Below are 20,090 nucleotides of genomic sequence, written 5' to 3'. Positions count from 1 at the left end.
CGAGGGCCCGGCAAATGTCGCGGTGCGGGCAACAGCTACATTATCATGCCGGTTTGGCCGTGCAGCGCCGCTGCCGATGCGCCATTCATCCATCCATGCGTCGAGATGCGGCGCTTCAGCAGGAGTTTCAACCGATGGCCGTGGTCAGTGTGAAGATGGCTCTTTCCGGCAAGCTCGACGCCGGCAGCACGGTGACCGTGCGTGGCTGGGTGCGTACCCGTCGCGATTCCAAGGCCGGCCTGTCCTTCGTCAACGTCACCGACGGCTCCTGCTTCGACTCGATCCAGGCCGTGGTGCCGGCCACCCTCGCCAACTACGAGAACGAGGTGAAACACCTCACCGCCGGCGCCGGCGTGATCGTCACCGGCACCCTGGTGCCGTCGCAGGGCAAGGGCCAGAGCTTCGAGCTGCAGGCCGACGAGGTGATCGTCACCGGCCTGGTCGACGACCCGGAAACCTACCCGATCCAGCCCAAGCAGCACTCGATGGAATTCCTGCGCGAGGTCGCCCACCTGCGCCCGCGCACCAACCTGTTCGGCGCGATCACCCGCGTGCGCCACACGATGATGACGGCGATCCATCGCCATCTCACCGAGCAGGGCTTCTTCTGGATCAACACGCCGATCATCACCACCTCCGATGCCGAAGGCGCCGGCGACATGTTCCGCCTGTCCACGCTGGACCTGGCCAACCTGCCGCGCCTGCCCGACGGCAAGATCGACTTCCGCAAGGATTTCTTCGGCCGCGAGGCCTTCCTCACCGTCTCCGGCCAGCTCAACGTCGAGGCGTACTGCCTGGCGATGAGCAAGGTCTACACCTTCGGTCCCACCTTCCGCGCCGAGAACTCCAATACCGCCCGCCACCTGGCCGAGTTCTGGATGGTCGAGCCGGAGATCGCGTTCGCCGACCTCACCGCCAATGCCGATTGCGCCGAGGCCTTCCTCAAGGCGATCTTCAAGGCCGTGCTGGACGAACGCCCGGACGACATGGCGTTCTTCGCCGAGCGCGTGCAGAGCGACGCCATCACCCGGATGGAAGCGTTCATCGCCAAGCCGTTCGAACGCATCGACTACACCGATGCGATCGAGATCCTGAAGAAGTCCGGCCAGAAGTTCGAATACCCGGTCGCCTGGGGCATCGACCTGCAGACCGAACACGAACGCTACCTGGCCGAGAAACATGTCGGCCGCCCCGTGGTCGTCATGAATTACCCCGAGGCGATCAAGGCGTTCTACATGCGCTTGAACGATGACGAGAAAACCGTGGCCGCGATGGACGTGCTCGCACCGGGCATCGGCGAGATCATCGGCGGTGCGCAGCGCGAGGAGCGACTGGACTACCTCGACCGGCGAATGGTCCAGTTCGGGCTCGATCCGGCCTCCTATGACTGGTACCGTGACCTGCGCCGCTACGGCACGGTGCCGCACGCCGGCTTCGGCCTCGGCTTCGAGCGCCTGCTGGTCTATGTCTGCGGACTGGCCAACATCCGCGACGCCATCCCCTACCCACGAGCGGCCGGAACGGCCGAATTCTGAGTATCTTGCCTGCCATGTCGTATCGCTTCCCCACCATCGTCCCCACCCTGGTCCTTGCCGTCCTCCTGGCTGGCTGTCACAACGCCAAGGCGCTGCTGCCGCCAAACCTGCGGGCTCCCTCGGAAGACACCGGCAATGCGATGAAGCTGGCCCGGGAGCAACTGCTGCATGCCTCGCCATGCTGCAGCAGCTTCGCCGACTTCTCCTATCAGGCCAGGCTGCCGTGGCAACCGGAGAAGTTCACCCTGGGCAACGGCAGCATGGTCGCCAACCTCAATGGCACGCACAGCTACTTTCTTGCGTTCCGCTTGCCCACTGACGGAAAACTGCCTTACCGGATAGCCTTCAAATCGGAGTTGAACGGTCGCTGGCTGCATGCCAGCTACCTGTTCGCGCCCACCGTCGTGCTGCTGGACGAAGGCTTCCAGCCGATCGCCTCGCAAGACATCGAGCTGTGCGAACACATGGGCTGGGGCGACGAAACCACCGGCGCGTTCGGCCAATTCAAGGTCGACAACAAGCAGGCGCGTTACCTGCTGGTCTACAGCTCCGCCGATCAGCAATCCGGCAAGACGTACTGGGAGCAGTCGCCGGCCTCGTTCTCCGCCAGCACCGCGGCGACGATCCAGATGAACTCCGCCGGCAGCTTCAGCATTCCTCATGGCCCCGACGGTACCTTGTGGGTCGGCATGATGAACAAGACCTACGCCAGCGCGGTGGACAAGGCGATCTGCAACAAGCCCGAGCAAGGCGATGGTCTGCTGCAGACACTGCGCACCTCGCTGCCGTTGCCCTGGAGCGGCGGCACCGACAGCAGCAAACCGCGATGATCATCCTGTATCTGGCCCTGCTTGCCGCCGGTATCTGCCTGTTCCTGTTGTCGTACGCCGCGTTGTTCCGATTGGCCAGCCTGCTGCGCCAGCGCTACCCGCAGCAGTGGCAAATCATCGCCGAACCGGAACACGGCAAGACTTCGCCACTGCGCACCTGGATCCGGCTGCAGCACGCCTTGCGCTCACCCGCGCTGCCCGCGATGGGCGACGCCAGCCTGAACCGCTGGCGTGCCATGTGGCGCTACAGCCCGTGGCTTGGCTGGTTGTGCTGGCTCGCGGCACTGGCCATGCGCCTGCTGCTGCCCTGAACATCGAACGGAGTACCGCATGCAACTGGATCTGAATGGACGCCACGCGCTGGTTTGCGGTGCCTCGCAAGGCATCGGTCGCGCCAGCGCGATCGAACTGGCCGAACTGGGTGCCAGCGTCACCCTGCTGGCACGTTCTGCCGATGCACTGAGAGTCGTGGCCGAAAGCCTGCCGCAAGCGCATGGCCAGCAGCATGACTGGCGCAGTGTCGACATGCTGGACACCGCCAGCCTGCAGGCCACCACCATCGACATCGCTGCCAGCCGCCCAGTGCACATCCTGATCAACAACAGCGGCGGCCCGCCCGGTGGACCGGCGTACATCGCCACCACGGCGGCGTTCGAAACCGCTTTCCGGCAGCACCTGCTGGCCGGCCAGACGTTGCTGCAGGCGCTGTTGCCCGGCATGCGCGCCAGTGGCTACGGCCGCATCGTCAACGTGATCTCCACCTCGGTGAAGGAACCGATCGCGGGGCTTGGCGTCTCCAACACCGTGCGCGCCGCCGTGGCCGGCTGGGCCAAGACCTTGTCCGGCGAACTGGCCGCCGACGGCATCACCGTCAACAACGTGCTGCCCGGCTACACCCGCACCGGGCGCCTCGACAGCCTGCTCGCCGCAAAGGCATCGGCCGCGCACCAAAGCGAAGACGAGATCGCGCAGGACCTGATCGCCACGATCCCGGCCCGCCGCTTCGGCGAAGCCAGCGAAGTCGCCGCGGTCATCGCGTTCCTGTGCACCCCCGCCGCCGCCTATGTCAACGGCGTCAGCATCGCGGTGGATGGCGGCCGCACCCGCGCGCTGAGCTGAGCCCGTTGTCGCTCGCACAATCCTGTGCAATTGCGGCACGCAGGTTTTAAGCTTGTGCAGATGTCTACCCCGCGCCTAGCCAATCTGATCGACGGTCGCCTGCAGGCGCCTCACCACGATGCATGGCTGGAGGTGCACGAACCGGCCACCGGCGCGGTGTTCGCGCTTTGCCCCGATTCCGATGCAACGGATGTCGAGGCCGCGGTCGCCGCCGCCAGCCGTGCCGCACCCGGCTGGTCCAGCACGCCGATCGAACAACGCGCGCACCTGCTGCAAAGACTGGCCGACCTGGTCGAGGCACGGCTGGAGGAATTCGCCGCACTGGAATCGCGCGACAGCGGCAAGCCGCTCGCCCTCGCGCGCCGGCTCGACATCCCCCGCGCGGTCAGCAACCTGCGTTACTTCGCCGCCGCGATCGTCGGCTGGGGCAGCGAATCGCACGCAACGGAGATCGGCGCGGCCGGCAGCGGCGCGATCAACTACACCTTGCGCCAGCCGCTCGGCGTGGTCGGCTGCATCAGCCCCTGGAACCTGCCGCTGTACCTGTTCAGCTGGAAGATCGCGCCAGCCCTGGCCGCCGGCAACACGGTGGTGGCCAAACCGTCGGAAGTGACGCCGTGCACCGCGGCCCTGCTCGGCGAGCTGAGCATCGAGGCCGGATTTCCGCCCGGCGTGCTGAACATCGTGCAGGGCCGCGGCCCTTCGGTCGGTCAGGCGATCGTGGAACATCCGCGGGTCAAGGCCATCTCCTTCACCGGCAGCACGGCCACCGGCGCGAACATCGCCAGTGTGGCGGCAATGCAGTTCAAGAAAGTGTCGCTGGAAATGGGCGGCAAGAACCCGGCGATCGTGTTCGCCGATGCCGACCTGTCCGACGCGAACATGGACACCATCGTGCGTTCGGGCTTCGCCAACCAGGGCGAGATCTGCTTGTGCGGCTCGCGCCTGCTGATCCAGCGATCGATCTACGAGGCCTTCCGCGAGCGCTATCTTGCGCGCGTGCAGGCGCTGCGCGTGGGCGATCCGAGCGCAGCCGACAACGATCTCGGCGCGATGGTTTCGCAGGCGCACTACGACAAGGTGCTCGGCTGCATAGAACAGGCCCGCGCCGAAGGCGGCCGCATACTGTGCGGCGGCGAAGCGCTTGCCCAAGCCGGGCGTTGCGCCGATGGCTGGTTCATCGCCCCGACCGTGATCGAAGGCCTGCCGTCGTCCGCGCAGACCAACCAGCAGGAGATCTTCGGCCCGGTGGTCGCGTTGATTCCGTTCGAGGACGAAGCCGAAGCGCTGGCGATCGCCAACGACAGTCGCTACGGACTGGCCGCCTCGCTGTGGACACGCGACCTGTCGCGCGCGCATCGGCTCGGTGCCGCGCTCGACTTCGGCATCGTCTGGATCAACTGCTGGCTGCTGCGCGACCTGCGCACCCCATTCGGTGGCACCAAGCAATCCGGACTCGGCCGCGAGGGAGGCAACGATGCGTTGCATTTCTTCACCGAGCCGAAAAACGTCTGCATCCGCTACTGAAAGGAACCTCGATGAATTCGATCAAAGACCTGCTCGCCAACAACCGGCGCTGGGCAGCCAGCGTCACCGCGCAGGAGCCGGATTTCTTCGAGAAGCTCGCGCAGCAGCAGGCACCGAAATACCTGTGGATCGGCTGCTCCGATTCGCGCGTACCGGCGACCCAGATCGTCGATCTGCCGCCCGGCGAGATCTTCGTCCATCGCAACGTGGCGAACGTGGTGGTGCATACCGACCTCAACGCGCTGAGTACCATCCAGTTCGCGGTGGACGTGCTCAAGGTGAAGCACATCCTCGTCGTCGGCCACTACGGCTGCGGCGGTGTCGGCGCAGTACTCAAGCATTCGCGCCTGGGCCTGATCGACAACTGGCTCAAGCACATCGACGACATCGCCATGAAGCACGCCGACAAGCTCGATCCGGCCCAGGCATTCGCCGTGCGCCAGGCCCACCTGTGCGAGCTGAACGCGATCGAGCAGGCCGTGAACGTGTGCCACACCACCGTGGTGCGCGAGGCGTGGGAGCGTGGCCAGCCGCTGGCCGTGCACGCGTGGATCTATGGCCTGGACGACGGCCGCATCAACGACCTGGGCCTGGACGTGCGTGGCCACGAACAACTGTCGGACGCCTACCGCAACGCACTGGCGCAACAGGCCGAACGCTGGAAGACGGAAGCATGAGCGACATCGTGCGCACCGACACGGCACCGGCACCGGTCGGTGCCTATCCGCATGCCCGCCGCGTCGGCAACCTGCTGTTCCTTTCTGGAGTCGGCCCGCGCCAGCCCGGCAACAATGCCATTCCCGGCAACGTGCATGATGCGGACGGCACCCTGGTCGACTACGACATCGAGGCGCAATGCCGGCAGGTGTTCGCCAACGTGCGCGCCGTGCTGGAAGCCAGCGGTGCCGCCTGGAGCGACCTGGTCGACGTCACCGTGTTCCTGACCGACATGCGGCGCGACTTCGCCGCCTACAACCGGCTGTACGCCGAGTATTTCGCCGGTGTCGACGCCTGTCGCACCACCTTGGGCATCAGCGCACTGCCGACACCGATCGCGATCGAACTGAAATGCATCGCCTCGCTGCCGGCGGGAACGCCCTGACCCATCCGAGGCAACAAGCGCCACACATGAAAAGCCCCGTCGATCTGCATCGGCGGGGCTTTTCGATGTTGAGCCTCGAAAACAGGATATCGCGAACCTCGCCGGAACCCGGCAACTCGGGTGGCACGACAAGCAGACATTGCAACGACTTCGGGATACGGCGGCTGAATGAAACGCAGTATTTTCCACAGCGGCAGCACGCAGGGTCGCAACTTTTCATGCAGCCTGACCGGACACGCAACAACCTGCTCTCAGCCCAGGCAGATCTGCAGCATTTTCCCTATGAGCGCCTGCACGTCCACCGCTTTCGCCTCGTCGTACTCGAAGCTCGCTTCGTCCATGTAGTTGAGCTGCACCAGCTCCAGTTGCACCGCCTGCACACCGGCGACGGGATCGCCGTAATGGCGCGTGATGTAGCCGCCCTTGAAGCGGCCATTGACGGCAAAACCGAAGCGCGACTGCGACTCCAGACTGGCCTGCAAGCGCGCCTGCAACGCGGCGCTGCAACTTGCCCCGGTCGCCGTGCCGAGATTGAAATCCGGCAGGCGACCCTCGAACAACATCGGTACGCGGCTGCGGATGGAATGCCCTTCCCACAACACGGCCCGACCGTGCTCGGCACACAGCCTCGCAAGTTCCTGTGCCAGGGCCTGGTGATAGGGTTGCCAGAATTCACTTATCCGCCGTTGAACCTCGGCGGCGTCCGGCGCCCGGCCGTCCAGGTAGAGCGGCTCGCCGTCGAAACCGATGGTTGAGACCAGCCCGGTTTCGCGCTGACCCGGGTACAACGCATGGCCGTCGGCGGGCCGGTTGAGGTCGACCACGTAGCGCGACGCCCGCGGCTTCAGCACGCTGGCGCCCAGTGCCTGTGCCAGCGGCTCGTACAGGCGCGCCACATGCCAGTCGGTGTCCGGCGAACGGCGCGCCGCCGGGCGCATTCGGGCGGCAATGTCGTCGGGGATGAAGCTGCCGTCGTGCGGCAGGCTGATCAACAACGGCACGCGGCCACGCTGCAGGGTGAAGATGCTCATGCGCCCATTGTACTCAGCCCATCAGCACGAGTTCTTCGGCGGAGCTGGGATGGATCGCCACGGTCGCGTCCAGGTCGCGCTTGTGCAGACCCAGTTTCAGTGCGACGGCAAAACCCTGCAGCATTTCATCGACACCCGGTCCCAGCGCGTGGATGCCGACCACGCGTTCGTCGCTGCCCACGCAGACCAGCTTCATCAGGCTCTGCCCGTGCCAGCCGGTCAACGCCCACTGCATTGGCGTGAACCGGCTGCAATGGACCACGACCGCCTCCCCGTATTGCTCGCGTGCCGCTTCCTCGGTCAGCCCGACCATGCCCAGCGGCGGCTTGGAGAACACCACACTGGGGATGTTTTCGTAGTCCAACTGCGCCTGCGGCTCGCCGCCGAACAACCGGTCCGCCAGCCGGCGACCGGCGGCGACCGCCACCGGCGTCAAGGCCTTGCGCGCGGTCACGTCGCCGATCGCGTGGATGCCGGCCGTACTGGTGTCCTGCCGCGCATCGACCACCACGTGACCTTGCTGATCGGTGTCCACGCCGATCGCATCGAGTGCCAGCGCCTCGGTATTGGGCACGCGACCGACCGCCCACAGCAGCGCGTCATACGGGCCGCGTGAACCCGCCACGGCATCGTCGAGCAGGATGCCCTCGTCCGTGCGACGCGCCGAGCGGATCGCACTTCGCAGGCTGATCCGTATCCCCTGCGCCTGCATCAACTCGTGCAACGCCTGCGCCAGTTCCGCGTCGAACCCTTCCAGCAGACGCTCATGCGCCAGCACTTCCACTTCACTGCCCAGTGCCTGCAGCAAACCGGCGAACTCCGTCGCCACGTAACCGCCGCCCACGATCGCCACGCGACGGGGCAGTTCGTGCAAGGCGAACACATCGTCGGAAACCATGCCCAATCCGAACCCTGGCAAAGGCAGCGTGCGCGGTCGCGCACCGGTGGCGATCACGATGTGCGACGCCTGCAATCGGCTGCCATCGGTCAATTCGATCGCATCGGCCGCGACGAAACGGCCGGCCTGTTGCACCAGCTGTATTTGCGCCTCCTGCAGGCGTTGCGCATAGCGCCGGTCGATCGCATCGATGTAGTGCAGCCGCACCTGGCGGAACCGCTCCCAGTCGATCGGCCCCGGCGTCGAGGCAAAACCCACATCGACCGCAAACTGCTGCGCCTGCGCCCACTGCGCGGCAAACCACAACGCTTTCTTCGGTACGCAGCCGCGATGCACGCAGGTGCCGCCGAGGGCCGCGGGCTCCAGCAAGGCCACGCGGGCACCGTGTTGCGCGGCGCGAAACGCGGTGGCCAGGCCGCCGGAACCGGCACCGAGCACGATCAGGTCATGGCTTGTCGACATGCGGGCATCCTCGGGAGTACCCCGAATCTACCCCATGGCGGCCAATCCCTCGTCAAATCGGCAGCGACGTCTACAGCTGGAATCGCGCCGGTGCATAAGGCGTCGCATCGATGGGTGACGCCACGCCTGCCAGCATCGACGCCACCAGCTCACCGGTCGCCGCCGACATGCTGACGCCGAGCACGCCATGGGCGGTGGCCAGCAGCAGGTTCGAGCAGCGCGTGCTGGGGCCGATGATCGGCACCTCGTCCACGCTCATCGGCCGCCAGCCCCACCACTCTTCCTGCAATTCGGGGCCTTCCGGCTCGTGCAGCCCGGTCGCCGCACCGCGCCGCAATGCGTCCAGCCGCCGGCGATTGAGGCCCTCGGCGTAACCGGAAAATTCCATCGTGCTGCCCAGGCGGTAGCCGCTGGCCCAGGTGGTGACGCAGACCGATGCCTCGCGCAGCACCAGCGCATGCCGCGGTACGCGTGCGGGGCGAGTGTAGGTCAGCGAGTAACCCTTGCCCGGCTGCATCGGCAGACGCAGGCCCAGTTGCCTGCCCAGCAGTGGCGACCACGCGCCCAGCGCCATGACGATCCGTTCGCCTTCGAACGCGCCACGGCTGCTGTGCACCCGGGTGATGCGGCCTTGATCCGTGCTGAACCGCTCGATCCGCGCACCACACTCGATCACCCCGCCCAGCTCGACCACCCGCCGCGCCAGCTCGGCCACGTAGCGATCCGGCCGCAACCATGCATCACCCGGATGGAACAATCCGCCGACCACGCCCGGCTTCAACGCCGGTTCCATCGCCTCGACCTCATCGCCGCGCAGACGCTGCACTTCGATGCCGCAACGCTCAAGCACCGCGGCGTGATTGCGCTCGTCCGCCACCTGCCGCTGCGTCGTGCGATAGACGTACAGCTCGCCTCCCTCGGCAAACTCGCAGTCGAGCTTCTCCTCGCGCACCAGCGTCGCCAGCAGCCGCCGCGAGCGCTGCAGGATCGCTGCGCGCGCCGTGGTCGCGGCGGCGAAGTCGCGCCAATTGCAATGTCGTGCAAAACCCAGCAACCAACGCAGTCGCGGACCGTCGAAACGCGGGTTGAGGTACAGCGGCGCGTCGGCACTCAACATCGACCGCAGCGCCAGGCCGATCACGCCCGGCATCGCCAGCGGCGGCGCGTGGCTGGGCGTGATCGTGCCGCAATTGCCGTGCGAACTGCCGCAGCCGGGCGTGCCCTGTTCGAGCACCCGCACGCCAACGCCTGCCTTCAGCAGGTATAGCGCGCAGGCCAGGCCGATCACGCCGCCCCCGAGAATCAACACATCGCTGCGCGTGGCATTCATGCGGACATGGTAGCCAGTTGGCCGTCCATACGGGCTGTGCAAAGTACTTGCGACGCATCAAGAATTACGCGCGTAATCGCGGATACCGATCACCTTCAGCCTCGATTCGCAGGTGCGGGCACCGTGGGCGGCATCGACATCACCGCCGCCCTCTTCGCTCGATACTTGAGAACTTTCTTCCAAACCATTGATTTGATAACCTCGAATCGACTCAGATCGAGGTTATCCGATGCAGCCGGAATCCACCTTTCGTTCCTCCGGGGTCGCAATGCGTCCATCGGCACGATATCGATGGCTGTCGGCCGCGGTCATCCTGTTGCTGGCAGGCTGCGCCAGCACCCCACATCGGCACGAGCGCACCTTCAAGTCATCGCATTCGGCACTGGCCGACCTGCCGCCACGCGCGCCGTCGGCAGCCAGCGCCGGCGAGGCCAACGACATCCTGTTCCGTGCGATCGGCCTGGTCGGCACGCCGTACCACTGGGGCGGCAATACGCCGGCGGGCGGCTTCGATTGCAGCGGCCTGGTCGACTACATCTACCGCACGGCCGCCGGCATCAAGCTGCCGCGCACGTCGCATGACATGGCGTCGATGGAAGGCCGCAAGGTGAAGCGGATGACCCAACTGGCCAGCGGCGACCTGGTGTTCTTCGACATCGGCGGCGCGATCAGCCATGTCGGCGTGTATGTCGGCAAGGGGCGCTTCGTGCACGCGCCGAACAGCGGCGGCACGGTGAGGCTTGACGATATCGACGGGCCATACTGGGCGGATCATTTTGCTTATGGAAAGCGGGTGCTGGATTGACGCCCGTGCCCGAGGCTTTGGCGGAGGCGGACAACAAGTTGGGATGGCGTGGAAGTCCCCTCGCGAACTTCCCAAAGGGGGGAGATGGCAAACGAAAACGGCACCGTAGGTGCCGTTTTTTGCTTTCGCTTCATTGAAGCGCGTGCCGTTTCGATGTCACTTTAACGCAGTCAGTGCTCCGCACTGCCCGGCGCATGGGCATGCCCGTGCTGGATCTCTTCCTCGGTGGCATCGCGCACGTCGCCGATGACCACGTCGAAATGCAGCGTCTTGCCGGCCATCGGGTGGTTCAGGTCGACATCGATCGCGCTCATGCCGACCTTGTGCACGGTCACGGCGCGCTGGCCGCCTTCCTTCAGCTGCAGCACGGTGACCATGCCGGGCTTGAGTCGGTTCGCCTGCGGGAAATACTTCTTCGACATGCGCTGGATCTGATTCTCCTGGCGCTCGCCGTAACCGTCGGCCGCGGCCACGTCCACCGACAGCGTCTCGCCCGCCTCGTGACCTTCGAGAGCCGCCTCCAGCCCCGGGATCAGCTGGCCGTGGCCAAGCAGGATCCACAGCTGCTCGTCGCGATCGTGCGAGCTTTCCACCTTTTCACCGTCCACCGTCAACGTGTAGTGGATTGCGATGACCTTGTCCTTGCCAGCCTTCATTGCCTGTCTCGTCGATGGGATCAAACGGCGGATTCTAGCAGTTGCCCAGCAGACTAGGACTCGTGATGTCCGAAGCCCACGCCACGTGCCTCCGGTCCCAGCCACAACAGCACCGCCAGCAACAGCGCCACCAGCACCATCCACGTCGACATCGCGAACGCGAAATCACCGCCATGCCGCTGCGCCAGCCAGGTCTGCGCGGTGGCGGTGACCGCCGCCAGCAGGTTGCCCACCTGGTAGGCGAAGCCCGGCAGGGTGCCGCGCACTGCTGCCGGCGACAATTCGTTCAGATGGGTCGGCACCACGCCCCAGGCGCCCTGCACCATCACCTGGATCAGGAACGCACCCAGACCGAGCAGGATCAGCGAACCACCGTACATCCACAGCGGGATCACCGGTATCGCCAGCAGCGCGGCGATCATCATCGCCTTGCGCCGGCCGATCCGTTCCGACAGCGCACCGAAATACAGGCCGCCGACCAGCGCGCCGAGATTCAGCAGCGCCACCAGCACGAAGGCAATGGCCGAGCCGGTGGGCAGGTGCAGGTTCACCTCCTCGAAGGTGTGGTACATGTCCTGCGAGCCGTGACTGAACATGTTGAACGCCATCATCAGCAGCATCAGGTAGATCGCCAGCTTCCAGTGCCCGCGCATGGCCTCGAACAGGCCGGGCCGTTTCGCCGCCTGCGCGCCCTCTTTCCAGACTGTCGACTCCGGCACCTTGCGGCGGATATACAGCACCAGCAGTGCGGGGATCGCGCCGACGACGAACAGGCCGCGCCAGCCGATGTGGTCGACCAGCAGCCAGTTCGCCAGCGCGGCCAGGAAGAAACCGCACGGGTAGCCGCTCTGCAGCAGGCCCGACACCGCGCCGCGGGCTTTCGCCGGAATCGACTCCATTGCCAGCGACGCACCGATGCCCCACTCGCCGCCCATCGCGATGCCGAACAGGAAGCGCAGCACCAGCAAGGCGGTCAACGACGATGCAAACGCGGTGGCCAGTTCGAACGTCGAAAACAGCACCACGTCCAGCATCAGGATCGGTCGCCGCCCGAAGCGATCGGCCAGCCGTCCGAACAGCAGCGCGCCCAGCGGCCGGGCCGCCAGTGTCAGGAACAACGCATAGGTGATCTCGGCCGTGCCGACCTCGAACTCCTTCGCCACCGTGACGATGACGAAGGTGAGCAGAAAGTAGTCGAACGCATCGAGTGTCCAGCCGAGGAAACTGGCCAGCACCGTGTGTCGCTGGGTCGAATCGAGTTCACGCAAGGGAGCAAGCAGCGACATCGGGCGTCCTCATATGGCATCGGCAAGTGGACGCTATCGCATGCGCGGGCAATGTGGAAATGCCCGATGTCGCTGCATGACAGGCACGTCCGCGATGGCGCAGGAGGCTGGCCCGCAGAGGCGCAAGTGCGCCGGTGCCTCGCTCGCCTGGCTTCCACGGCCCGGCCGACCAAAGTCCGACAGCCTGCTAGGCTGCTGCAGTCGTCAAATGCCGAGGACCCGGATGAACCGCCGAACCCGCCAACGCATCGCCAATCTCTACGACAATTTTCTGCAGCGCAGCTACGTCAGGGGCAAGCTGGCCTGTGATCCGGTCTATGCCGCCACCGCCGCTCTGGTGGCCGGCACCAACCTGCCCCTGCTCGATATCGGTTGCGGCATCGGCCTGCTCGGACACTACCTGTACGCACAAGGACACACGCAGCGTTATCTCGGGCTGGACCACGACCAGCGCAAGATCACCGCCGGGCGGGCCGCACTGCAACGCAGTGGCCTCGATGCGATGATGGAACTGCGCTGTGCCGACGTGGCCGAGTTGCCACCCACGCACGGCCACGTCACGCTGCTCGACGTGCTGCATTACCTGGCGGCAGATCGCCAGCTCGCGCTGTTGCAGACAGCCACCGGACACCTCGCGCCGCAGGGCTGCCTGATCATCCGCAATGTCTTGCGCGAGAAGACCTGGCGCTTCCACGCCACCCGGGTCGAGGAATTCTTCCTGCATGCCAGTGGCTGGATACCTGGCGGCCCGCAACATTATCCAAGCGTCGATGAACTGCGCGTGCCGCTGGAAAATGCCGGGCTGGACGTACGCATCCGGCCACTGCGCGGACATACCCCGTTCAACAGCTATCTGATCGTGGCGCGACCGCACCATTGAAACCTATTTGCTGGTGCGTTCGCCCCAGCCACGGGCTTGCATGCGCAACACCGTCGAATCGGCTATACTTCGCGGCGCAGTCCCAATCGTGACTGCTGCGACACACCGTCGCCCCTTCCCCTTAGTTTGCAACACGGTATGAACACTCCGGGTTGCTCAGGAGTGTTTCCAATGTCTTTTGATTCGCTGGGCCTTGCGCCCGCGTTGCTGCGTGCGCTTGCCGATTACGGCTACACCACGCCTACCCCGATCCAGTCCGCCGCGATTCCAGCCGCGCTGGAAGGCCACGACCTGCTCGCCGCCGCCCAGACCGGCACCGGCAAGACCGCTGCGTTCGCCCTGCCGCTGCTGCAGAAACTCTCCACCAGCGGCCAGACCATGACCCGTCGCCCGCGCGCGCTGATCCTCACCCCGACCCGCGAACTGGCCGCGCAGATCAACGAGAACATGCGCGACTACGGCAAGCACATGCACGTCAGCGCCACCACCATCTTCGGCGGCGTCAGCATGGGACCGCAGATCAACGCGCTGCGCCGCGGCGTCGACGTCGTCATCGCCACGCCCGGCCGCCTGATCGATCACATGCAGCAGCGCACGCTGGACCTGTCCGCGGTGGAAACTCTGATCCTGGACGAAGCCGACCGCATGCTCGATATGGGCTTCCTGCCGGCGCTGAAGCGCATCCTGCAGTCGGTGCCGAAGAAGCGCCAGACGCTGCTGTTCTCGGCCACCTTCGCACCGGCGATCAAGGCGCTGGCGATGGACTTCATGCACAACCCGCGCGAAATTTCGGTTTCCGCGCCGAACACCGTCACCACCCTGGTCAGCCACCAGGTGCACCCGGTCGATGCGTCGCGCAAGCGCGACCTGCTGCTGCACGTACTGTCGCAGGACAGCCGCCGCCAGAGCCTGGTGTTCAGCCGCACCAAGCACGGCGCCGACAAGCTGGTGACGTTCCTCAATGCCTCCGGCCTGCGCAGCGCCGCGATCCACGGCAACAAGAGCCAGAACGCCCGCACGCGCGCCTTGAGCGACTTCAAGAGCGGCCGTGTCACGGTGATGGTCGCCACCGACATCGCTGCCCGCGGCATCGACATCGAGCAATTGCCGATCGTGATCAACTTCGACCTGCCGTCGGTGGCCGAGGACTACGTGCACCGCATCGGCCGCACCGGCCGCGCTGGCATGGAAGGCCTGGCGCTGTCGCTGGTCAGCCATGACGAAAGCGGGCTGCTGTTCGACATCCGCAAGCTGCTCAAGCAGGACATCGCGATCACGCCGGTGGCCGGCTTCGAGCCGTACGCCCCGTTGCGTGTGGATGCAGGTGCACCGCGTCCGAAGCAGGGTGGCGGCGGCCAGCGCCAGCAGGCACGTGCGCCGCGCCAGGGCAAGCCCGCCGGTGCAGCCAGGCCGAACGGCTACGCGCCGCAGAGCCGCGGCGACCACGCCGCCGGCAACCAGCGCCGCCGCTCGAACCATCGCCCGGCCGCCAAGGCCTGACGCGCACTTTGCAGGAGCGCACAGGTGCGCTCCTACAGCAACCCCAGCGCCGATGCGTGGTGGCGCAGATGGTCGTCGATGAAGCTGGCGATGAACCAGTAGCTGTGGTCGTAGCCGGCATGCCGGCGCAACAGCAACGGCTGGTCGGCCTCGGCGCAAGCCTGGTCGAACAGCTCGGGTTTCAGTTGGGCTTCGAGGAAACCGTCGGACTCGCCCTGGTCAATCAGGATCGTGCCGGCAAAGGTCTGTCGTCGCACCAGTTCGCAAGGATCGTATGCCGCCCACGCTGCACGATCCTCGCCCAGGTAGCGCGGCAGCGCCTTGCGCCCCCAGGGCACCTGGCTCGGAGCCACGACCGGAGCGAAGGCCGACACCGAGCGGTACTGCGACGGATGCCGCAACGCGATCACCAGCGCACCGAGTCCACCCATGGAATGTCCGCAAATGCCGCTGCGCGAGGCATCGACCGGAAACCGGGCGGCGATCAGCTCGGGCAGTTCGCGGGCCACGTAGGTATGCATGCGAAAGCGGGACGACCATGGCGCCTGTGTGGCATCGAGGTAGAAACCCGCGCCTTCGCCGAACTCCCAGTCGCCGGTGGCGCCCTCGAAACCGGTGTCGCGCGGACTGGTGTCGGGCATCACCAGCAGCAGGCCCAGTTCGGCAGCGAGGCGTTGCGCGCCGGCCTTGATCGTGGCGGTTTCCTCGGTGCAGGTCAGCCCGGCGAGAAAATACAGCACCGGACACGGCCCACTTGCCACCTGTGGCGGCTGGTAGACCGCGAAACGCATCGACCCGCCGCAAGCTTCGGAGTAGTGGCGGTAAAAACCCTGCACACCGCCATGCAGGCGCTGTTCGGAAATCGTCTCAAGCATGTTCATCGTCCTTCATCCATCGACCAAGCATAGCCCCGCCTTTTTGCGGCAGGGCATTCAGCCGTCACCCCGACTCCGGACTGGTAGAATGCACGCCGCGTGCGTCGCCTTCCCGACCCACTTTCTGTTTTGAGGTATCCCCCCATGTCATCCACCGTTTCCGACAACGCCCCGGTTCCGTCCGGTTTTGGCGCACTCGCGCTGCACCCTGACGTTCTTCGCGCGCTCGCCGACGTCGGCTATGAGTCGCCCTCGCCGATCCAGGCGGCGACCATCCCGCCATTGATGGAAGGGCGCGACGTGCTCGGCCAGGCACAGACCGGTACGGGCAAGACCGCGGCCTTCGCCCTGCCCATCCTTTCGCGGATAAACCTCAAGCCCGGCAAGCCGCAGGCGCTGGTGCTCGCACCCACGCGCGAACTGGCCATCCAGGTGGCCGAAGCGTTCCAGAAGTACGCTGCGCACATGCCGGGTCTGCAGGTGCTGCCGATCTACGGCGGCCAGAGCTACGGCCCGCAGCTGCATTCGCTCAAGCGCGGCGTGCAAGTCGTGGTCGGCACGCCCGGACGCGTGATCGACCATCTGGACAAGGGTACGCTGGATCTGTCGGAACTTAAGTATCTGGTGCTCGACGAAGCCGACGAAATGCTGCGCATGGGCTTCATCGACGACGTCGAGAAAGTGCTGCAGGCGACCCCGCCGGAGCGGCAAGTGGCGCTGTTCTCGGCGACCATGCCGACGGTGATCCGCAAGATCGCGCAGCGCCATCTTAAGAACCCGGTCGAGGTCACCATCAAGTCCTCCACCACCACGGCGGCAAACATCCACCAGCGTTACTGGTTCGTCAGCGGCATGCACAAGCTCGATGCGTTGACGCGCATCCTCGAAGCCGAACCGTTCGATGCGATGATCATCTTCACGCGCACCAAGCAGGCTACCGAGGAACTCGCCGGCAAGCTGCAGGCGCGCGGCCTGGCCGCTGCCGCGATCAATGGCGACATCGCCCAGCCGCAGCGCGAGCGCGTCATCCAGCAGCTGAAGGACGGCAAGCTCGACATCCTGGTCGCCACCGACGTGGCTGCGCGCGGCCTCGACGTGGATCGGATCAGCCACGTATTCAACTACGACATTCCGTATGACACCGAGAGCTACGTGCACCGCATCGGCCGCACCGGTCGCGCCGGCCGCAGCGGCGAGGCGATCCTGTTCGTCAGCCCGCGCGAGCGCGGCATGCTCGGCGCGATCGAGCGCGCCACCCGCCAGCCGATCGAGCAGATGCAGCTGCCGTCGGTCGAGGTGGTCAACGACGTGCGCATCGGCAAGTTCAAGCAGCGCATCAGCGACATGCTGGCCCAGGGCGACCTCGGCCAGTTCCAGCAGCTGATCGAACAGTATGAGCAGGAACACAACGTGCCGGCGATCGAGATCGCCGCCGCGCTGGCGCGCATCGCCCAGGGCGACCAGCCGCTGCTGCTCGCACCGCCGCCGAAACGCGAAAAATACGAGCCGGCCCCCCGCGAGCGCAATGACCACGCACCGCGCGAACGCAGCGATGCGCGCGCGCCACGCGAGCACAAGCCGCGTGCGCACGAGCCCCGCTCCCACGAGAGCACGCCGCCGCGCGAATTCGGCCAGCGCCCGGTGCGCGCCCACGCCACCGAGGAAGGCAAACGCACCTACCGCATTGAGGTCGGCCACGAGCACGGCGTGAAGCCGGGCAACATCATCGGCGCGATCGCCAACGAGGCCGGGCTGGAAAGCCAGTACATCGGCCGCCTCAGCATCCGCGACCACTACAGCCTGATCGACCTGCCCGACGGCATGCCCAAGGAAGTGTTCGAGCACCTGAAAAAGGTGTGGGTGGTGCAGCAGCAGCTGCGCATCCACGAGTGGGACGGCAGCGACACCGGCAGCAGCACGCCGCCGGCGCACAAGCCGGGTGGATTCAAGAAGCCCGGCGGCTTCAAGCCGCGGCCTGCCGGTGGCAAGCCACCGCGCCGCAAGTAAGCGTTCCGCGCCGCACCGCTCGGCAAGCGGCGCGGCGGCAACGTAACATCGGTGGGTCGCCGTCGCCGCGAAACCGTCGCATGCCCATTTCCACCATCACGCACGCCCCCTCCAGTGGCACCGAGCCACGACTCGATGGCCTCGCACCGGCCGCCCTGCAACAGTTGCAGGCAGCGGCGCACGCCATCCGCGCCGGTGCCGTCGATGCCGCCGTGCGGGCGCTGGACAGCGTGCTGGCGACGACGCCGGAACACCCCGAAGCCCTGCGCCTGTACGGCATCCTGCATACCCGCACGCACCACCACGAGGACGCGCGAGCCATGCTGCAGCGGGCCATCGCGCAGTGGCCCGATTACGCCCTGGCCCATTCCGACCTCGGTACCGCACTGCAGGCCGCCGGCGACATGGAGGCGGCCTTCGCCAGCTGGCGACAAGCCTGTGCGCTGGCACCGGAAGCACCGATGCCGTGGTTCAACCTCGGCCGCAACCTGCAACTGCATGGCGATACCCGGTCGGCGATCGAGGCATTGCAGCGGGCAAGCGCGCTGGCGCCGGACTTCCTGCCCACGCAGATCCTGCTCGGCGACGCACTGGTGCATGCCGGTCGCTTCGACGAGGCCGACGCATGCTACCGCACTGCCCTGACGCTGCACCCGGCCTGCGGCGACGCGTGGCGCGGACTGGCCAACATGAAGACGCGGCCATTGTCGGACTCCGATCGCGAACGACTGGCCGCAGCGCTGCAGCGGAAAGGAACGCAGATGACCGACCGCATCGCGATGGGCTTCGCGCTGGGCAAGGCATGCGAAGACCAGGGGCACTACGAACAGGCGTTCGCTGCACTGAATGTGGCCAACGCACATTTGCGCCAACTGGCGACCTGGGACGCCGGCGCATTCCACGCACACGCCGACGCGATGCTGGCCGCTTCATCGCAGCTGCCCTCGCCACCGGACCCGACCCTCGGCCACGAAGCGATCTTCATCGTCGGCCTGCCGCGTTCCGGCTCCACCCTGTTCGAGCAGATCCTCGCCACCCACCCCGAAGTCGAAGGCGCCAGCGAGTTGCCGGATCTCGAACAGGTGCTGAGCGAGGAATCCTCGCGCCGCCGCCAGCCGCTGCTGCAATGGATCGGCGCCGCCAGCGCCGACGACTGGCAACGGCTTGGCCGACGCTACCTGGAATGCACTGCACGCTGGCGCCGCAGCAAGCCGCGGCATACCGACAAGCTGCCGTCGAACTGGCTGCTGGCCGGCGTGCTCGGCGCGATGTTGCCCGGCGCGCGCATTGTCGACGCCCGCCGCGATGCGCTCGAAGCCGGCTGGTCCTGCTACAAGCAGCAGTTCTACCGGCTACCGCACTTCGCCTGCACGCTGACCGACATCGCTGCCTATATCCGCGACTACGAAAGGATCATGGACGTATGGTATGCAGCGGCGCCGCAACGTATCCGCATTCAGCGCTACGAAGCGCTGCTGGCCGAACCGGAGCGCGAGATCCACGCGTTGCTGGCCTTCTGTGATTTGCCGTTCGACCCGGCCTGCCTCGACTACCACCAGGCGACGCGCAGCGTTCGCACCGCCAGCGCCGCCCAGGTGCGCCAACCGCTGCAGCGCGATACCGCACGCGCGGCACGCTACGGCAGCCTGCTCGACCCGCTGCGGTTCGGGCTCGGCCTGCCTGCGCTGTCCCGGTCGTCGTAGGGGTAGCTTGCGAGCGATGTTTTCCGGGCGGGCTCCGGAATTTGCAGATGCATCAAGGCCGGCATCGGCATGGGCCGGCTGGCAAAGGATGTCTATCGAGTCGATTGACCGCCAGGACGATCGGCGCTCAGGCGCTTTGCGGCATCGGCGGCTCGTCGGCATCGAGCGGATCGAGCCAGTCCTGCGGCGTCAGCACGGCCATGCCGTGTGCAAGCCGCGCCTTGTCGCACTGCGGGCTGATCGTCCCGAATTCCCACGAGGGCTGCACTTCGCGGCACACCGAGGGTCGCTGGCTGTAGATGCCGCAATGCGCGGCTTTGCCGACGATTCCCTGCAAGGCAACGCACCGCGCCGGTTCTGAATAGGTGCCACGCATCACCACCCGATGCGGATCGAGCTTCTCGACAAGTTCCGGCTGCACGCCGCCGCCAAGGGAGGTTTCGGTCTCCGACCAGTGGAACGCCACGCGAAAATAGGCGCAGCAGGCGCCGCAGCGCAGACACGGATGTTGCATCGAATCGACCAGGGCGCACCCCGAGGCACG

At 66.2% G+C, this 20,090-nt stretch carries 19 protein-coding genes; 12 read left to right on the top strand and 7 right to left on the bottom strand.

All coding sequences use genetic code 11. The features are described from left to right. The first annotated feature begins 134 nt into the window (after positions 1-134). Genes asnS through CIW53_RS08865 form a run of 7 tightly spaced genes read left to right on the top strand, consistent with a single transcriptional unit; the run spans position 135 to position 6,113 of the window. Complete coding sequence (asnS, locus tag CIW53_RS08895; protein ID WP_149364365.1) at positions 135-1,535, top strand: asparagine--tRNA ligase; 1,401 nt, start codon at positions 135-137, stop codon at positions 1,533-1,535. A gap of 14 nt (positions 1,536-1,549) precedes the next feature. Next, the gene (locus tag CIW53_RS08890; RefSeq protein WP_149364364.1) at positions 1,550-2,365 is read left to right on the top strand and encodes a MalM family protein; all 816 of its coding nucleotides are present in this window, start codon (positions 1,550-1,552) and stop codon (positions 2,363-2,365) included. Then, positions 2,362-2,676 carry a hypothetical protein gene (locus CIW53_RS08885; RefSeq protein WP_149364363.1) on the top strand — a complete coding sequence of 105 codons (315 nt, stop codon included), beginning with the start codon at positions 2,362-2,364 and terminating at the stop codon, positions 2,674-2,676. Before CIW53_RS08890 ends, CIW53_RS08885 begins: the two co-directional genes overlap by 4 nt. A gap of 19 nt (positions 2,677-2,695) precedes the next feature. Continuing rightward, positions 2,696-3,484, top strand: a complete 789-nt coding sequence (locus tag CIW53_RS08880) for an SDR family oxidoreductase (protein WP_149364362.1) — start codon at positions 2,696-2,698, stop codon at positions 3,482-3,484. Positions 3,485-3,544: 60 nt separating this feature from the next. Then, complete coding sequence (locus CIW53_RS08875) at positions 3,545-5,011, top strand: aldehyde dehydrogenase (RefSeq protein ID WP_149364361.1); 1,467 nt, start codon at positions 3,545-3,547, stop codon at positions 5,009-5,011. Between the two features lie 11 nt (positions 5,012-5,022). Next, entirely contained in the window at positions 5,023-5,688 is a 666-nt protein-coding gene (can, locus tag CIW53_RS08870; RefSeq protein ID WP_149364360.1) for a carbonate dehydratase, read from the top strand. After that, complete coding sequence (locus tag CIW53_RS08865; RefSeq protein WP_149364359.1) at positions 5,685-6,113, top strand: Rid family hydrolase; 429 nt, start codon at positions 5,685-5,687, stop codon at positions 6,111-6,113. Before can ends, CIW53_RS08865 begins: the two co-directional genes overlap by 4 nt. Before the next feature lie 251 nt (positions 6,114-6,364). On the opposite strand, the gene hutG is transcribed toward CIW53_RS08865, so the two are convergent. The 3 genes from hutG to CIW53_RS08850 all read right to left on the bottom strand — a co-directional run bounded on the left by hutG (position 6,365) and on the right by CIW53_RS08850 (position 9,834). Beyond that, positions 6,365-7,144, bottom strand: coding sequence for an N-formylglutamate deformylase (hutG, locus tag CIW53_RS08860; protein ID WP_149364358.1), 780 nt, complete (start codon positions 7,142-7,144; stop codon positions 6,365-6,367). Positions 7,145-7,157: 13 nt separating this feature from the next. Beyond that, positions 7,158-8,504 (bottom strand): glutathione-disulfide reductase, encoded by a 1,347-nt coding sequence (gene gorA / locus CIW53_RS08855; protein WP_149364357.1) that lies wholly within the window; start codon positions 8,502-8,504, stop codon positions 7,158-7,160. A 70-nt stretch (positions 8,505-8,574) separates the two neighbouring features. Next, the gene (locus tag CIW53_RS08850) at positions 8,575-9,834 is read right to left on the bottom strand and encodes an FAD-dependent oxidoreductase (RefSeq protein ID WP_149364356.1); all 1,260 of its coding nucleotides are present in this window, start codon (positions 9,832-9,834) and stop codon (positions 8,575-8,577) included. A 268-nt stretch (positions 9,835-10,102) separates the two neighbouring features. Between CIW53_RS08850 and CIW53_RS08845 the strand changes: the two genes are divergently transcribed. After that, entirely contained in the window at positions 10,103-10,639 is a 537-nt protein-coding gene (locus CIW53_RS08845) for a C40 family peptidase (RefSeq protein WP_149364355.1), read from the top strand. A 170-nt stretch (positions 10,640-10,809) separates the two neighbouring features. Here CIW53_RS08845 and CIW53_RS08840 read toward each other — a convergent pair whose 3' ends face one another. Both CIW53_RS08840 and CIW53_RS08835 read right to left on the bottom strand, forming a co-directional pair. Further along, a complete protein-coding gene (locus tag CIW53_RS08840) occupies positions 10,810-11,295 on the bottom strand; it encodes a peptidylprolyl isomerase (protein ID WP_149364354.1) in 486 nt (161 codons plus the stop codon). Between the two features lie 53 nt (positions 11,296-11,348). Beyond that, entirely contained in the window at positions 11,349-12,581 is a 1,233-nt protein-coding gene (locus CIW53_RS08835) for an MFS transporter (protein ID WP_149364353.1), read from the bottom strand. A 223-nt stretch (positions 12,582-12,804) separates the two neighbouring features. Here CIW53_RS08835 and CIW53_RS08830 point away from each other — a divergent pair, with 223 nt between their 5' ends. Both CIW53_RS08830 and CIW53_RS08825 read left to right on the top strand, forming a co-directional pair. Next, a complete protein-coding gene (locus CIW53_RS08830; protein ID WP_149364352.1) occupies positions 12,805-13,461 on the top strand; it encodes a class I SAM-dependent methyltransferase in 657 nt (218 codons plus the stop codon). Positions 13,462-13,632: 171 nt separating this feature from the next. After that, on the top strand, positions 13,633-14,961 hold the full coding sequence (locus tag CIW53_RS08825) for a DEAD/DEAH box helicase (RefSeq protein ID WP_149364351.1): 1,329 nt from the start codon (positions 13,633-13,635) through the stop codon (positions 14,959-14,961). A 32-nt stretch (positions 14,962-14,993) separates the two neighbouring features. Here CIW53_RS08825 and fghA read toward each other — a convergent pair whose 3' ends face one another. Continuing rightward, positions 14,994-15,842, bottom strand: a complete 849-nt coding sequence (gene fghA / locus CIW53_RS08820) for an S-formylglutathione hydrolase (RefSeq protein WP_149364350.1) — start codon at positions 15,840-15,842, stop codon at positions 14,994-14,996. A gap of 138 nt (positions 15,843-15,980) precedes the next feature. Here fghA and CIW53_RS08815 point away from each other — a divergent pair, with 138 nt between their 5' ends. Together CIW53_RS08815 and CIW53_RS08810 are read left to right on the top strand one after the other, a co-directional pair. Next, entirely contained in the window at positions 15,981-17,843 is a 1,863-nt protein-coding gene (locus tag CIW53_RS08815) for a DEAD/DEAH box helicase (protein WP_149364349.1), read from the top strand. 80 nt (positions 17,844-17,923) lie between these two features. Further along, on the top strand, positions 17,924-19,546 hold the full coding sequence (locus CIW53_RS08810) for a sulfotransferase (RefSeq protein ID WP_149364348.1): 1,623 nt from the start codon (positions 17,924-17,926) through the stop codon (positions 19,544-19,546). 127 nt (positions 19,547-19,673) lie between these two features. Here the strand turns inward: CIW53_RS08810 and CIW53_RS08805 are convergent, their stop codons facing one another. After that, entirely contained in the window at positions 19,674-20,060 is a 387-nt protein-coding gene (locus tag CIW53_RS08805) for a YkgJ family cysteine cluster protein (RefSeq protein ID WP_149364347.1), read from the bottom strand. Positions 20,061-20,090: the final 30 nt, after the last annotated feature.

Source organism: Rhodanobacter sp. T12-5, from assembly GCF_008329435.1.
In the GTDB taxonomy this organism is placed as follows: Bacteria; Pseudomonadota; Gammaproteobacteria; order Xanthomonadales; family Rhodanobacteraceae; genus Rhodanobacter.
The sequence above is the reverse complement of the archived record's forward strand: the minus strand, read 5'-3'. Positions and strand labels throughout refer to the sequence as shown.

What these genes read in the sequence shown, in the direction of transcription:
- asnS (WP_149364365.1), top strand. Translation starts at nt 135, where the DNA reads ATGGCCGTGGTCAGTGTGAAGATGGCTCTTTCCGGCAAGCTCGACGCC.
- CIW53_RS08890 (WP_149364364.1), top strand. Translation starts at nt 1,550, where the DNA reads ATGTCGTATCGCTTCCCCACCATCGTCCCCACCCTGGTCCTTGCCGTC.
- CIW53_RS08885 (WP_149364363.1), top strand. Translation starts at nt 2,362, where the DNA reads ATGATCATCCTGTATCTGGCCCTGCTTGCCGCCGGTATCTGCCTGTTC.
- CIW53_RS08880 (WP_149364362.1), top strand. Translation starts at nt 2,696, where the DNA reads ATGCAACTGGATCTGAATGGACGCCACGCGCTGGTTTGCGGTGCCTCG.
- CIW53_RS08875 (WP_149364361.1), top strand. Translation starts at nt 3,545, where the DNA reads ATGTCTACCCCGCGCCTAGCCAATCTGATCGACGGTCGCCTGCAGGCG.
- can (WP_149364360.1), top strand. Translation starts at nt 5,023, where the DNA reads ATGAATTCGATCAAAGACCTGCTCGCCAACAACCGGCGCTGGGCAGCC.
- CIW53_RS08865 (WP_149364359.1), top strand. Translation starts at nt 5,685, where the DNA reads ATGAGCGACATCGTGCGCACCGACACGGCACCGGCACCGGTCGGTGCC.
- hutG (WP_149364358.1), bottom strand. Translation starts at nt 7,144, where the DNA reads ATGAGCATCTTCACCCTGCAGCGTGGCCGCGTGCCGTTGTTGATCAGC.
- gorA (WP_149364357.1), bottom strand. Translation starts at nt 8,504, where the DNA reads ATGTCGACAAGCCATGACCTGATCGTGCTCGGTGCCGGTTCCGGCGGC.
- CIW53_RS08850 (WP_149364356.1), bottom strand. Translation starts at nt 9,834, where the DNA reads ATGAATGCCACGCGCAGCGATGTGTTGATTCTCGGGGGCGGCGTGATC.
- CIW53_RS08845 (WP_149364355.1), top strand. Translation starts at nt 10,103, where the DNA reads ATGCGTCCATCGGCACGATATCGATGGCTGTCGGCCGCGGTCATCCTG.
- CIW53_RS08840 (WP_149364354.1), bottom strand. Translation starts at nt 11,295, where the DNA reads ATGAAGGCTGGCAAGGACAAGGTCATCGCAATCCACTACACGTTGACG.
- CIW53_RS08835 (WP_149364353.1), bottom strand. Translation starts at nt 12,581, where the DNA reads ATGTCGCTGCTTGCTCCCTTGCGTGAACTCGATTCGACCCAGCGACAC.
- CIW53_RS08830 (WP_149364352.1), top strand. Translation starts at nt 12,805, where the DNA reads ATGAACCGCCGAACCCGCCAACGCATCGCCAATCTCTACGACAATTTT.
- CIW53_RS08825 (WP_149364351.1), top strand. Translation starts at nt 13,633, where the DNA reads ATGTCTTTTGATTCGCTGGGCCTTGCGCCCGCGTTGCTGCGTGCGCTT.
- fghA (WP_149364350.1), bottom strand. Translation starts at nt 15,842, where the DNA reads ATGAACATGCTTGAGACGATTTCCGAACAGCGCCTGCATGGCGGTGTG.
- CIW53_RS08815 (WP_149364349.1), top strand. Translation starts at nt 15,981, where the DNA reads ATGTCATCCACCGTTTCCGACAACGCCCCGGTTCCGTCCGGTTTTGGC.
- CIW53_RS08810 (WP_149364348.1), top strand. Translation starts at nt 17,924, where the DNA reads ATGCCCATTTCCACCATCACGCACGCCCCCTCCAGTGGCACCGAGCCA.
- CIW53_RS08805 (WP_149364347.1), bottom strand. Translation starts at nt 20,060, where the DNA reads ATGCAACATCCGTGTCTGCGCTGCGGCGCCTGCTGCGCCTATTTTCGC.